The organism is Mesorhizobium sp. M0244, assembly GCF_040321795.1.
In the GTDB taxonomy this organism is placed as follows: Bacteria; Pseudomonadota; Alphaproteobacteria; order Rhizobiales; family Rhizobiaceae; genus Mesorhizobium.
The window spans coordinates 14,028-27,024 of sequence record NZ_JAMYSE010000002.1; the positions used below are offsets into that span (position 1 = coordinate 14,028).

A 12,997-nucleotide genomic window follows, 5' to 3' on the forward strand; every position below is an offset into this window, starting at 1 on the left:
GCATGATCGGCAAGCTAAAAGGCACGCTGGACGAGATCGACGAGGATTTCTGCATCGTCGACGTGCATGGCGTCGGCTATGTCGCCTATTGCTCGGCGCGCACGCTGGCGGCATTGCCGCGGCCGGGCGAGGCAGTGGTGCTGTTCATCGAGACCTATGTGCGCGAGGACATGCTGCGGCTCTATGGATTCCAGTCGGTGCTGGAGCGCGAGTGGTTCCGGCTGTTGATGAACAATGTGCAGGGCGTCGGCGCCAAGGTCGCGCTGGCAATTCTCTCGACGCTGGCGCCGGCCGACCTCGCCAACGCAATTGCGTTGCGCGATATCGCCATGGTCAGCCGCGCGCCCGGCGTCGGCAAGAAGGTGGCGGAGCGCATCGTTACCGAATTGAAGAACAAGGCGCCGGCCTATGCGGGCACTGCGTCCGGCACCATCGGCCTGAAGCAGGAGCTCGGCGAGGGCGTCGCTTCGGCGCCGATCACCGACGCCGTCTCGGCGCTGGTCAATCTCGGTTATTCGCGCGACACCGCCGCCAATGCGGTGGCGGCGGCGCTGAAGACGGCAGGCGAGGAGGCGGACGCGTCGAAGCTGATCCGGTTCGGGCTGAAGGAGCTGGCACGGTGAGACGTTGCTTGTCCCGCACCTTGCCTTGTGCAAGGAAAGCGGCATGAGCCTTTCGCCACGCCTCATTGCTCCCGACAAACGCGGCGAGGACGCCGAGCAGACCTTGCGGCCGCAGACGCTTGGTGACTTCGTCGGCCAGGCGGCGGTGCGGGCGAATCTCAAAGTGTTCATCGAGGCCGCCAAGGGCCGCAGCGAAGCGCTCGACCACGTGTTGTTCGTCGGCCCGCCCGGCCTCGGCAAGACGACGCTGGCGCAAATCATGGCGCGCGAGCTCGGCGTCAATTTCCGCTCGACCTCCGGTCCGGTCATCGCCAAGGCCGGCGACTTGGCGGCGCTGCTCACCAACCTCGAAGACCGTGACGTGCTGTTCATCGATGAGATCCACCGGCTCAACCCGGCGGTCGAGGAAATCCTCTATCCGGCGATGGAAGATTTCCAGCTCGACCTGATCATCGGCGAGGGGCCGGCGGCGCGCTCGGTCAAGATCGACCTGGCCCGCTTCACGCTTGTCGCCGCCACCACCCGGCTCGGCCTTTTGACCAACCCGCTGCGCGACCGGTTCGGCATTCCGGTGCGGCTCAATTTCTACTCGGTCGAGGAACTCGAGCAGATCGTGCGGCGCGGCGCCCGCATCCTTGCCATGCCGCTCGGCGACGACGGTGCCTTGGAGATCGCCCGGCGGGCGCGCGGCACGCCGCGCATCGCCGGCCGGCTGTTGCGCCGGGTGCGCGACTTCGCCAGCGTTGCCGGCGACGGCCATGTCGACCGCAAGATCGCCGACGAGGCGCTGACGCGGCTGGAGGTCGACGGGCTCGGCCTCGACGCGCTCGACCGCCGCTATCTGTCGATGATCGCCCGGAATTTCGGCGGCGGGCCGGTCGGCATCGAGACCATCGCTGCCGGGCTTTCCGAGCCACGCGATGCCATCGAGGACATCATCGAACCCTTTCTGATCCAGCAGGGCTTCATCCAGCGCACACCGCGCGGCCGCGTGCTGGCGGCCAATGCCTGGCGGCATCTCGGCCTCGACGCGCCGAAGGACCTAGCGCAGCAGCAGATCAGCCTGTTCCAGGAGGAGCCCTAGCTTGCGGCTTCGTTGCCGATAGTCTCCGGAAACGGCAACGCCGCCAGCGAAAAACAGCCTCGCCCTCCAGGTCTTGATCATCGCCGGTCTATGCGCAAAACAGATGGTGCCAAAAACAGGTGCTGGTCGGGACCAAAAGGACAGCGCAATGGACGATCATGGTGACACGGCATTGTCCGCCGGGCTTTCCGGCGCGCTGACGGAATTCGGCCATCGATTGATGGCGCGCGTCTATTATGCCGACACCGATTTCTCCGGCGTCGTCTATCACGCGCGCTATCTCGAATTCTTCGAGCGCGGCCGTTCCGATTATCTGCGGCTGGCCGGCGTCCACCACACCGAGCTTGCCCAGGGCAAGCATGGCGAGAAAATAGTCTGGGTGGTGCGGCGCATGGAGATCGATTTCCGCGGTTCGGCCCGCATGGACGACATCCTGACCATTGACACACGCACCGAAGAGATTTCCGGCGCGCGGATCGTCATGGCGCAGCAATTGAAGCGCGGCAGCGAAGTGCTGGTCGAGGCGCGGGTCGAAGCGGCGATCGTCGGTGAGAACGGACGGCCGCGGCGCTTTCCCAAGGACTGGATCGCAGCCTTCATGCTCAGAACGCGCAAATAAGGGTTCAGAGGCCGGCAATTTCGGATCTCCCCCGGTCCGGGCTAGGATCGGCGGGCGACTCATCAGGGCGCGGCAATGCGCCGCGCTATACGTCCTAACCCATCCTTAACCATAACGGTCCATGAAGGGAATGGTTAAGATTGGGAGAATCCAAGCGCCTTCCTTTCACCAATATTTGCCCCGAAAAGGCCGCCAACGGTGCATTTGGGGTTATTCCGCAAGCCTAACGCGAACGGACCACAAGGGATGCCCATGGGCCAGCCGCCAGCCACGCCCGGAAAATCTTTAAGGACGTAACATGGAAAACATCGCTCTCGCCGAACCGGGCGCGCATTTATCGATTTGGGCCTTGTTCATGCAGGCCGGTTGGGTGGTCAAGCTGGTCATGATCGGGCTGCTTGGTGCCTCGATCTGGACCTGGGCGATCATCGTCGACAAGCTCGTCGCCTATGCCCGCATGCGGCTGGCGCTCAATCGCTTCGAACAGGTGTTCTGGTCGGGACAGTCGCTGGAAGAACTTTACCGCACGCTCGCCGACCGCAAAACGACCGGCATGAGCGCGATCTTTGTCGCCGCCATGCGCGAATGGAAGAAGAGTTTCGAGAAGGGCGCGAAATCGCCGCTCGGCCTGCAGACCCGCATCGACAAGGCGATGGATCTGGCGTTGACCCGCGAGATGGAAAAGCTGGAAGGGCGGCTCGGCTTCCTCGCCACCACCGGCTCGGCGGCGCCCTTTATTGGCCTGTTCGGCACGGTCATCGGCATCATGACCTCGTTCCAGGCGATCGCCGCCTCGAAGAACACCAGCCTTTCGGTGGTCGCGCCCGGCATCGCCGAGGCGCTGCTGGCGACGGCCATCGGCCTGCTCGCCGCCATCCCGGCCGTCATTGCTTACAACAAGCTGTCGTCGGACGCGAGCAAGATCGCGGTGCGCATGGAAGGGTTCGCGGATGAGTTCTCCGCCATACTCTCGCGCCAAATCGATGAAAAAGTCGCGCAGAAGGCCTGAGGAACGATCATGGGAATGTCCGTAAGCGCAGGTGGCGGAGGACGCGGCGGGCGCGGCCACAGGCGGCGCGGCCGCCATCACGCCCTGATCTCGGAGATCAACGTCACGCCGATGGTCGACGTGATGCTGGTGCTGCTGATCATCTTCATGGTCGCGGCACCGTTGCTGACGGTCGGCGTGCCGATCGACCTGCCGGATACGCAAGCCAAGGCGATGAACGCCGATACGCAGCCTATAACCGTGTCCATCAACTCGGCCGGTCAGATCTACCTCCAGGAAACCGAGATCCCGATCGAGGAATTGGTGGCCAAGCTGCAGGCGATCTCGAAGACGGGCTATGACGAGCGTATTTTCATCAGGGGTGACAAATCTACCGACTATGGCACGGCCATGAAGGTGATGGCCCGCATCTCGGCTGCCGGCTACAAGAATATCGGCCTGGTTTCACTGCAGGAACAGGATCAGTAGACGCAAGATGAGGACCGGCCTCACCACATCGGTGATCTTGCATACGGTGGCGATCGCCTTCGGGCTGTTCACGTTGTCCTCGCCGCCTGCGATGCCTGCGTCCGATGCGGAATCGGTGTCGGTCGAGATCGTGCCGATGGAAGCGACGGCACAGGTCCTGCAAGGCGACAAGAAGGCTGTGATGCACGACAAGCCGGCACCGCTACCGACGCAGCGTCCCGACATCGTTCCCGACGCCCAGAAAGTCGGCGAGAACAGCGTCGATACCGACAAGCCGCCGACACCTGAGCCCAAGCCCCAGCCAGTCGATATGACGGCGGCTCCGCCACCCGCGCCGACGCCGGTCGAAAAGCCCAAGCCCGAGGACGTGCCAAAGCCAAAGGAAGAGCCGAAGCCTATTCCCGCTACAGAGGTAGCGCCGGTGCCGCAGCCGAAGGAAGAGGTCAAGCCCGAACCGGTCAAGCAGACCGATCCCAAGCCGACGCCGGCCAAGGAGCCGACGCCCACGCCGCCGCAGGACAAGACTGCCGCGATCGATCCACAGCCCGAGGTCAAGCCGGATGCCGTCGCCGAGGCGATTGCCAAGGAACCGCCAACCGAGGAGGCGCAGCTTCCGGACTCGGCGCCGGCGCCCGAGGCTCGGCCGAAGCCGCAGCCGGTCCAGGCCGAAAGCGCCAAGGCGCCGGAGCGCAAGGATGCCGACAAGCCGGTCAAGGAAGCCTCATCCAAGCCGAAATCGGACGACAAGCAATTCAACGCCGACGAGATTTCGGCTCTGCTCGACAAGCGGAAGCCGGCCGGTGGCGGCGCCAAGCGCTCGACCCAACAGTCGTCGCTCGGCGGCGACAAGGACCAGGGCCAGAAGCTTTCGAAATCGGAGCAGGGGGCATTGGAGGCCCAGCTTGGTGGCTGCTGGACACTTCCGGTAGGGCTTGAGGGTTCGGAGGATTTCGTCGTCGTGGTCCGGTTTAATCTGGACGCCTCCGGTAAGTTGGATGGCCGGCCGAGCGTCGAAAAGTCGAGCGGAAACCGCCCGTTTGACGAAAGTGCCGTTCGCGCGGTTCAGAAATGCGATGTGGCCGGCCTGCAGGTTCCCGCGGGCAAGCAAGACATCTGGTCCGACGTTCGGGTCACCTTCGACCCCAGGGAGATGCTCGGCCTTTAGGGCCGGCGCCCACAGATTCAGCGAAGAGAAGCGAGAAGACATGAAATCCATCCTCAAGCCGCTCCTGACGATCGCAGCGATGGCGCTGGGTATGACTGTTGCGGTCACCCTGCCGGCACGAGCGCTCGTTGAGCTCAACGTCAACAAGGGCAATGTCGAGCCGTTGCCGATCGCCATCACCGATTTCCAGGGCGGCGATGCGCTTGGCGCCGAGATTTCTGGCATCGTCAGCGCCGACCTGAAACGCTCCGGCCTGTTCGCGCCGATCGACAAAAGCGCCTTTATCGAAAAGATCTCGAACCCGGATGCCACGCCGCGCTTCGAAGACTGGAAGGTGATCAATGCGCAGGCGCTGGTTACCGGCAGCGTTGGCAAGGAGGCAGACGGCCGCGTCCGCGCCCAGTACCGGCTATGGGACACCTTTGCCGGCCAGCAGATGTCCGGCGAGCAGTTCTTCGCCAACGACGCCAATACCAGGCGCGTCGCCCACATCATCGCCGATGCCATCTACGAACGGCTGACCGGCGAGAAGGGCTATTTCGACACGCGCGTCGTCTTCATCGACGAGTCCGGCGCCAAGAATGCGCGCAAGAAACGCCTCGCCATCATGGACCAGGACGGCGCCAACGTCCGCTATCTCTCGAACGGCAAATCGATCGTGCTGACGCCGCGCTTCTCGCCGAACCGGCAGGAAATCACCTACATGTCCTACGAGAGCGGCCAGCCGCGGGTTTACCTTTTGCAGATCGAGACGGGGCAGCGCGAACTGGTCGGCAATTTCCCCGGCATGACGTTTGCGCCGCGCTTTTCGCCGGACGGTCAGAAGGTAATCATGAGTCTTCTGCGCGACGACGGCAATTCCAACATCTTCGCCATGGATCTGAGAAGCCGCTCGACGACCAGGCTTACCAATTCGACCGCCATCGACACCTCACCGTCCTACTCGCCTGACGGCAGCAAGGTGGTGTTCACCTCGGATCGCGGCGGCCGCGCTCAGATCTATGTGATGGGCGCCGACGGCTCGGGCCAGACCCGCATCTCGTTCGGCGACGGCGTCTATTCGACGCCGGTGTGGTCGCCGCGCGGCGATCTCATCGCCTTCACCAAGCAGACCGGCGGCGAATTCCAGATCGGCGTCATGCGCACCGACGGTTCGGGCGAGCGCATCCTATCCACCGGCTTCCAGCAGGAAGGGCCGACCTGGGCGCCCAACGGCCGGGTGCTGATGTTCTTCCGCGATTCCAATGGTGGACCAAGACTTGTTTCGGTCGATCTCACCGGCCGCAACGAACAGTCGATCCCAACGGCGAACTTCGCCTCGGACCCGGCCTGGTCGCCGTTGCTGGAATAGAGGAATAGAGGAATAGGGGAACTGAGGAATAGAGGAACTGAGGAATAGAGGAACTGAGGAATTGAGGAACCGAGGAACTGACGAGTTGAAGAACTGAAGAATGGAGAAGGCAGCGGCCTACATCGAGCACGCGAGGGATTTGGAAGTCTACAAGCGTGCCTATGCGGTTTCCCTTGGGGTACACAGAGCCACGCTTGCTTTTCCGAAAATGGAGCAATACGCGCTCGCCGATCAACTTCGTCGTTCCAGCAAGGCGATCTGCGCCAATTTGGCTGAGGGTTTTGCCAAACAGACCCACTCCAAGCCCGAATTCGCACGGTTCATTTCGATGGCCATAGGGTCATGCAGTGAAGTGGAGACGTGGATTTCGTATGCGTTCGATCTCGAGTACATCACACAGGCGCAACGCGACGATTGGTTGCAATCCTATGCCCGCATCTACGGAATGCTGGTCAATCTCAGAGAGAAGCTGAGGTGATCTCTTTCCTCAATTCCTCAACTCTTCAATTCTTCAATTCCCTCTTTTTCATGTTTTGGCCGCATTTCCGCCTACGGTCCGCGCTCATTGTCGCCCTTGAGTAGCCCTCGGCAGAACGGTTGCGGACGGCAGCCGAAAACCAAATTTTAACCGTGTTTCTTGAGCGCTGGTTAACCCAAACGTGGTTACTGGAGGATCAATGAAATCACTCGAATTGCGAAGGAGAGGCGGCATGGGCCGTATCGCAGCACTTACCACAAACCCGGTCATGATCGCGCTGGTCGCGATGCTCGCGATCACCGGTTGCGCCTCGAAGAAGACGCCGAACAGCGCCGCCGATCTCGGCCTCAACGGCGCCGGCGCGGCAACGCCGGGCTCGGCCCAGGACTTTACCGTCAACATCGGCGACCGCATCTTCTTCGATACCGACTCGTCCTCGATCCGCGCCGACGCGCAGACGACGCTGTCGCGCCAGGCGCAGTGGCTGAACCAGTACAAACAGTTTGCCATCGTCATCGAAGGCCATGCCGACGAGCGCGGCACGCGCGAATACAATCTGGCGCTCGGCGCCCGCCGTGCTGCCGCCACCCGCGACTTCCTGGTCGCCAAGGGCGTTTCGGCGCAGCGCCTGAAGACCATTTCCTACGGCAAGGAGCGTCCGGTCGCGGTTTGCGACGACATCTCCTGCTGGTCGCAGAACCGCCGCGCCGTAACCACACTAGGCGGCGCCGGTTCTTGATCGGCATAAATGCAACACTTGGTGCGAAAGGCGGCCAAAAGGCCGCCTTTTTCATATCTGCTCGCTCCAATTCCTACGGCAAGGAGCGTCCGGTCGCGGTTTGCGACGACATCTCCTGCTGGTCGCAGAACCGCCGCGCCGTAACCACACTGGGCGGCGCCGGTTCTTGATCGGCATAAATGCAACACTTGGTGCGAAAGGCGGCCAAAAGGCCGCCTTTTTCATATCTGCTCGCTCCAAACAAAATTTGGCCGAAGTCTCACGTCCTGTTAAGAGCCGAGAGCGCCCGGCTGATCCTACTGGCTAGTCCCACTTGGCTGGTCCACTTCGGTTGGAAGGGCGCGCAACAGGCTAACGGTTTTCACGGCGAGAGGCACATGCATTTCAGAACGGTCTTGAGCGGCACGCTTGCGTTGCTGCTCGTATCAAGCACCGCCGCACTTTCTAGCGGGATCGGGGCAAGCGGCACCGGGCAATCCTCGGAAAGCGGATTTTCCTTCCACCTGCCGACGATCAAACTGCCCGGCATTTTCGGTGAAAAGAAAAAGCCGGATCAGGTTCAATTCGCGCAACAGGATGGCACCGGCACTCCGGCGCTGGAGGAACAGCTCCGGCAGATGAACGGCAAGATCGAGGAACTCAACTTCCAGGTCCTGCAGATGCAGGAGCAGATCCGCAAACAGCAGGAAGACAACGAATTCCGCTTCCAGCAGTTGGAAGGCGGTTCGCAAGGCGCGCAGCAGCCGGCCGAGCAGAAGAAGTCCGAGGCCGCGCCCAACAGCGACAGTAATGTGGCGGAGGCGCCGGCAACGCAGGCGCCGGCCGCTGCGGACACGCCGCCAGCCGGCGACAAGAGCGTCGAGGACGTCATCGTCGAATCGCCCACCGGCGATCCCGGCAAGCTGATCCCCGGCGCGCCGCCCAAGACGTTCGGCACCATCACCGTCGACAAAAACGGCAATGTCGTCGAAGCCGACGGCAATGCGCAGGCGAACGCGCCGGAGCAGAATACGGCCCCAGCCACCGGCGCCAACGCAGCCGGCAACAAGGCCGGCAAATCCGACGATACGGTGGTCGCGGCACTCCCCTCGACCAACGACCCGGAGGAGCTTTACCGCAACTCTTACCAGTTCATCCTGTCGGGCGACTACAGCACCGCCGAACAGGGTTTCCGCGACCACATCGCCCGTTTTCCCAAGGACGCCAAAGCGGCGGACGCGCACTACTGGCTCGGTGAATCGCTGCTCGGCCAACAGAAATACCGCGATGCGGCCGAGACTTTCCTCGCTGCCAGCAAGGACTATCCCAAGGCCAAGAAAGCGCCCGACATGCTGCTGAAGCTCGGCGTTTCACTGATCGGGCTGAAGCAGCGCGACGTGGCCTGTGCCACCTTCAGCGAGATCGGCAAGCGCTACCCCGATATTTCCGGCGCGCTCAAGGAGCGGGTCAAGCAGGAAAGGGCGCTAGCGGCGTGCTAGTTTTTCTGTTGCATGTCGTTGCCCCAAAATCGGGCCCACTTTTGGACGACATGCATGACGCTCGACACCGAGCCTGACCTTTCGGATTTTTCGCAGATCGACTTTTCCAACGGCGCTGTTGCGGCCGTGTCCGGCGGCAGCGACTCGACCGCCCTCCTCCTCCTCCTCAAAGCCCATCTCGACCGTACCGCGCCGGCAACGAAATTGCTGGCGGTGACGATCGATCACCAATTGCGGCCGCAAGCGGCAGCGGAAGCGAAAGCCGTGGCCAGGCTGTGCGCGGCGCGCGGCATTGCCCATCGCCTCCTCGCCTGGTCGGGGCACAAACCGTCGACCGGCCTGCCCGCCGCCGCACGCGAGGCGCGATACCGGCTGCTCGCCGAGGCCGCCGAAGCGGCAGGCATCGGCCTGATCCTGACCGGCCACACCGCCGACGACCAGGCCGAGACCGTGCTGATGCGGCAAGCACGTGACGAGCGGCCAAGCGATGGGGGGCCGAGTGATGCGGGGCCAGGCGACGCTGGGCAAAGCGACGACGGGCCGCGCGACGAGCGGCGGGGCCTTGCCGGCATGGCGCCGGCAACCCTCTACGACTGGCGGCACTGGATCGTGCGGCCACTGCTCGGCGTGCGGCGTGCGGCGCTGCGCGAATTCCTCAGGCGTAAACAGGTCGCTTGGGCCGAGGACCCGACCAATGCCGACACTGCTTTCGAGCGGCCGCGCATCCGTGCAGCACTTGGCGATGGTGATGGTGCGCCTCGCGTGGCTGAAGCGATGGCGCTGGCCAGAAAGGCGGCGGTCGAGCGTGAGCAGTTAGGACACGGCGCCGCCATGCTGATCCGCAGTTTTGCCTCCAGGCCGGCCGCCGGCCTCGTCCGCCTCGATCGGGATTTTGCAACGGACGGTGACAGCCGGGCGGCGATCTATGCGCTGCGCATCCTGCTGGCGGCGACCGGCGGCACCGCCTTCCTTCCCGACCAGGCCCGCAGCGAGGCACTTTTCGACCGGCTCCGCAGCGGGCCGCTTTGTGCCACATTGTCGCGGAGCGTGGTCGATGCTCGGCGTACCGGTATCTTTCTGCATCGCGAATTGCGCGATCTGCCGCCCGCTGTTGCGGTTTCCAACAATGCCCTTTGGGATGGCCGCAGACGGATCACGTTGGGCGACAATTCAGGTGCATTGTTGATCGCGCCGCTGTTGGTAGCACCGCTCGGGGCGGCCCTTGCCGCAAAGCGGGCAATTGCCGGGCCTGGCACGTCGGCAAGCCTCGTACGTGCCGCCTTGGCCGCGGAGCCGGCGCTGTGGCGAGATGGCGAATGCCTTGGTTTGCCGGGGGAAGGCCCGATGCCGGCGGCGGTCGCCGCATATCCGGCAGTCGCGCCCTTCGCCCGTTTCCTGCCGTGCTTCGATCTGGCGCCGGCCGATGCCGTCGCCGCGTTGCTTGGCGCGGCGCCGATTCCAGCCGCGCCATTCGGCGGCCACAGTGCCGGCTTACCACGGGCGAAAGCTTAACCGAGACCTGCTGTTATGCTTGGCAAGGGGAGACGCTCTCCCTATGTTAGGCCCAAGTTTCCTCTCACGACGCGTGTCCGCCCAGCGGGCGCCAACGGGACAATTGATGAATCCGAATTATCGCAACCTCGCGCTCTGGGCGATCATAGCGGTCCTGCTCATCGCTCTCTTCAATCTTTTCCAGACGCCGCAGACGCGTGGAGCCTCGAGCGATGTCCCCTATTCGCAGTTCCTGCAGGAAGTCGCGGCGGGGCGGATCAAGACGGTGACCATCGCCGGCGCCCGCATCTCCGGAACCTACACCGACAGTTCAAACGGCTTCCAGACCTATTCGCCTGGGGATCCGTCGCTGGTTTCGCGGCTGCAAGACAAGAACGTCACCATCAATGCGCGTCCTGAATCCGACGGCTCCAATTCGCTGTTCGGCACCCTGATCTCCTGGCTGCCGATGATCCTCATCCTCGGCGTCTGGATATTCTTCATGCGCCAGATGCAGTCCGGTTCCGGCCGCGCCATGGGCTTCGGCAAGTCGAAGGCTAAGCTTTTGACCGAAGCGCATGGCCGCGTCACCTTCCAGGACGTCGCCGGCGTCGACGAAGCCAAGGAAGATCTGGAAGAGATCGTCGAGTTCCTGCGCGACCCGCAGAAATTCCAGCGGCTCGGCGGCAAGATCCCGCGCGGCGTGCTGCTCGTCGGTCCTCCCGGAACCGGCAAGACGCTGCTCGCCCGCTCGGTCGCCGGTGAAGCCAACGTGCCGTTCTTCACCATTTCCGGCTCGGATTTCGTCGAGATGTTCGTCGGCGTCGGCGCAAGCCGCGTCCGCGACATGTTCGACCAAGCCAAGAAGAACGCGCCTTGCATCATCTTCATCGACGAAATCGACGCAGTCGGCCGCCATCGCGGCGCTGGCCTCGGCGGCGGCAATGACGAGCGCGAGCAGACGCTGAACCAGCTGCTGGTCGAGATGGATGGCTTCGAATCCAACGAAAGCATCATCCTGATCGCCGCCACCAACCGGCCCGACGTGCTCGATCCGGCGCTGCTCCGGCCGGGCCGTTTCGATCGCCAGGTGGTGGTGCCGAACCCAGACATCGTCGGCCGCGAGAAGATCCTGAAGGTGCATGTGCGCAACGTGCCGCTGGCGCCCAATGTCGATCTCAAGGTGATCGCGCGCGGCACGCCGGGGTTTTCCGGCGCCGACCTGATGAACCTGGTCAACGAGTCCGCCCTGATGGCGGCGCGGCGCAACAAGCGCCTCGTCACCATGGCCGAATTCGAGGATGCCAAGGACAAGATCATGATGGGCGCCGAGCGACGCTCGTCGGCGATGACGCAGGCCGAGAAGGAGCTGACCGCCTATCACGAGGCCGGCCACGCCATCCTGGCGCTCAACGTGCCGTCGGCCGATCCGCTGCACAAGGCGACCATCATCCCGCGCGGCCGGGCACTCGGCATGGTCATGCAACTGCCGGAAGGCGACCGCTATTCGATGAGCTACAAATACATGATCTCGCGCCTCGCCATCATGATGGGCGGCCGCGTCGCCGAGGAGTTCAAATTCGGCAAGGAGAACATCACCTCGGGTGCCTCCTCCGATATCGAACAGGCGACCAAGCTGGCGCGCGCCATGGTGACGCGCTGGGGCTTCTCCGACAAGCTCGGCCATGTCGCCTATGGCGACAACCAAGAGGAGGTGTTCCTCGGCCATTCGGTGGCGCGCACGCAGAATATCTCGGAAGAGACGGCGCAGATCATCGACGCCGAAGTGCGCCGGCTGATCGACGAAGCCTATTCGACGGCAAGATCCATCCTGACCAAGAAAAAGAAGGAATGGATCGCGCTGGCGCAAGGCCTGCTCGAATACGAGACGCTGTCCGGCGAGGAGATCAAGCAGCTGATCGCCGGCAACAAGCCCGCACGCGACCTTGGCGACGACACGCCGCCGAGCCGTGGCTCGGCCGTGCCGAAGTCCGGTCGCCGCAAGAAAGGCCCCGAGCCCGAAGGCGGCATGGAACCCCAGCCGTCAAGCTAGGCTCCGGCCCAGGAGAGATCGACTTCGAAACGCCGCGGTTTTGACCGCGGCGTTTTTCTTTTGATGACGGTCAATCTCACCTGTTCGCGAGGCGCTAAAGCTGCCGATCTCCCTCTCGTGGGGAAGATGCCAAGTGGTCGCAAAAGAGGGCCGGACGGAGGGGGCGCGAAGGAACACGACTTTGCAATCGTCCTTGAGCATCGATTCCGGCAATACGAATGGGGTGAGCCGGTGAAGGGAATTCGCGTTTTTCTGCCGGCCGCAACGCATTTTGTTCTTGCTTTGTTCCGGCAGCTATGCTATTAGTTTGAGTATGGTGCTGATTGGCGCCGACGACCCGCCCGCCGAGGCGGGTTTTTTGTTTCAGGCTTTTTGAAAGTTCCGGCGTTGCCGGCCTGACGCTGGCGGGACAGCGCCCCCCTGTCCTGCCGGACATCTC

General features: G+C 63.2%; 12 protein-coding genes. All 12 read left to right on the forward strand.

What is annotated here, in order from left to right:
* The first annotated feature begins 2 nt into the window (after nucleotides 1–2).
* The 12 genes from ruvA (at nucleotide 3) to ftsH (ending at nucleotide 12,558) form a co-directional block, all read left to right on the forward strand.
* Complete coding sequence (ruvA, locus tag NKJ08_RS02325) at nucleotides 3–623, forward strand: Holliday junction branch migration protein RuvA (protein WP_023678001.1); 621 nt, start codon at nucleotides 3–5, stop codon at nucleotides 621–623.
* Nucleotides 624–666: 43 nt separating this feature from the next.
* The gene (ruvB, locus tag NKJ08_RS02330) at nucleotides 667–1,707 is read left to right on the forward strand and encodes a Holliday junction branch migration DNA helicase RuvB (RefSeq protein ID WP_352775446.1); all 1,041 of its coding nucleotides are present in this window, start codon (nucleotides 667–669) and stop codon (nucleotides 1,705–1,707) included.
* 148 nt (nucleotides 1,708–1,855) lie between these two features.
* The gene (ybgC, locus tag NKJ08_RS02335) at nucleotides 1,856–2,326 is read left to right on the forward strand and encodes a tol-pal system-associated acyl-CoA thioesterase (protein WP_352775449.1); all 471 of its coding nucleotides are present in this window, start codon (nucleotides 1,856–1,858) and stop codon (nucleotides 2,324–2,326) included.
* A gap of 298 nt (nucleotides 2,327–2,624) precedes the next feature.
* Nucleotides 2,625–3,335, forward strand: coding sequence for a protein TolQ (gene tolQ, locus NKJ08_RS02340; protein WP_023677997.1), 711 nt, complete (start codon nucleotides 2,625–2,627; stop codon nucleotides 3,333–3,335).
* Between the two features lie 9 nt (nucleotides 3,336–3,344).
* Nucleotides 3,345–3,803: a protein TolR gene (gene tolR / locus NKJ08_RS02345; RefSeq protein ID WP_352522864.1), complete on the forward strand. Its 459-nt coding sequence runs from the start codon at nucleotides 3,345–3,347 to the stop codon at nucleotides 3,801–3,803.
* A gap of 7 nt (nucleotides 3,804–3,810) precedes the next feature.
* Complete coding sequence (gene tolA, locus NKJ08_RS02350; RefSeq protein WP_352522863.1) at nucleotides 3,811–4,968, forward strand: cell envelope integrity protein TolA; 1,158 nt, start codon at nucleotides 3,811–3,813, stop codon at nucleotides 4,966–4,968.
* 79 nt (nucleotides 4,969–5,047) lie between these two features.
* Nucleotides 5,048–6,319 carry a Tol-Pal system beta propeller repeat protein TolB gene (tolB, locus tag NKJ08_RS02355; protein ID WP_352775597.1) on the forward strand — a complete coding sequence of 424 codons (1,272 nt, stop codon included), beginning with the start codon at nucleotides 5,048–5,050 and terminating at the stop codon, nucleotides 6,317–6,319.
* Between the two features lie 100 nt (nucleotides 6,320–6,419).
* Nucleotides 6,420–6,797, forward strand: a complete 378-nt coding sequence (locus NKJ08_RS02360) for a four helix bundle protein (protein WP_352522861.1) — start codon at nucleotides 6,420–6,422, stop codon at nucleotides 6,795–6,797.
* 232 nt (nucleotides 6,798–7,029) lie between these two features.
* Nucleotides 7,030–7,536 carry a peptidoglycan-associated lipoprotein Pal gene (pal, locus tag NKJ08_RS02365; protein ID WP_352523065.1) on the forward strand — a complete coding sequence of 169 codons (507 nt, stop codon included), beginning with the start codon at nucleotides 7,030–7,032 and terminating at the stop codon, nucleotides 7,534–7,536.
* 377 nt (nucleotides 7,537–7,913) lie between these two features.
* Nucleotides 7,914–9,014 (forward strand): tol-pal system protein YbgF, encoded by a 1,101-nt coding sequence (gene ybgF / locus NKJ08_RS02375; RefSeq protein WP_352522860.1) that lies wholly within the window; start codon nucleotides 7,914–7,916, stop codon nucleotides 9,012–9,014.
* A gap of 54 nt (nucleotides 9,015–9,068) precedes the next feature.
* A complete protein-coding gene (tilS, locus tag NKJ08_RS02380; protein ID WP_352781164.1) occupies nucleotides 9,069–10,526 on the forward strand; it encodes a tRNA lysidine(34) synthetase TilS in 1,458 nt (485 codons plus the stop codon).
* Nucleotides 10,527–10,632: 106 nt separating this feature from the next.
* Nucleotides 10,633–12,558, forward strand: coding sequence for an ATP-dependent zinc metalloprotease FtsH (ftsH, locus tag NKJ08_RS02385; protein ID WP_352522858.1), 1,926 nt, complete (start codon nucleotides 10,633–10,635; stop codon nucleotides 12,556–12,558).
* The last annotated feature ends 439 nt before the right edge of the window (nucleotides 12,559–12,997 follow it).

Bases quoted from the DNA above. Each gene is read 5' to 3' on its own strand.
- ruvA (WP_023678001.1), top strand. From the start codon at position 3: ATGATCGGCAAGCTAAAAGGCACGCTGGACGAGATCGACGAGGATTTC.
- ruvB (WP_352775446.1), top strand. From the start codon at position 667: ATGAGCCTTTCGCCACGCCTCATTGCTCCCGACAAACGCGGCGAGGAC.
- ybgC (WP_352775449.1), top strand. From the start codon at position 1,856: ATGGACGATCATGGTGACACGGCATTGTCCGCCGGGCTTTCCGGCGCG.
- tolQ (WP_023677997.1), top strand. From the start codon at position 2,625: ATGGAAAACATCGCTCTCGCCGAACCGGGCGCGCATTTATCGATTTGG.
- tolR (WP_352522864.1), top strand. From the start codon at position 3,345: ATGGGAATGTCCGTAAGCGCAGGTGGCGGAGGACGCGGCGGGCGCGGC.
- tolA (WP_352522863.1), top strand. From the start codon at position 3,811: ATGAGGACCGGCCTCACCACATCGGTGATCTTGCATACGGTGGCGATC.
- tolB (WP_352775597.1), top strand. From the start codon at position 5,048: ATGGCGCTGGGTATGACTGTTGCGGTCACCCTGCCGGCACGAGCGCTC.
- NKJ08_RS02360 (WP_352522861.1), top strand. From the start codon at position 6,420: ATGGAGAAGGCAGCGGCCTACATCGAGCACGCGAGGGATTTGGAAGTC.
- pal (WP_352523065.1), top strand. From the start codon at position 7,030: ATGGGCCGTATCGCAGCACTTACCACAAACCCGGTCATGATCGCGCTG.
- ybgF (WP_352522860.1), top strand. From the start codon at position 7,914: ATGCATTTCAGAACGGTCTTGAGCGGCACGCTTGCGTTGCTGCTCGTA.
- tilS (WP_352781164.1), top strand. From the start codon at position 9,069: ATGACGCTCGACACCGAGCCTGACCTTTCGGATTTTTCGCAGATCGAC.
- ftsH (WP_352522858.1), top strand. From the start codon at position 10,633: ATGAATCCGAATTATCGCAACCTCGCGCTCTGGGCGATCATAGCGGTC.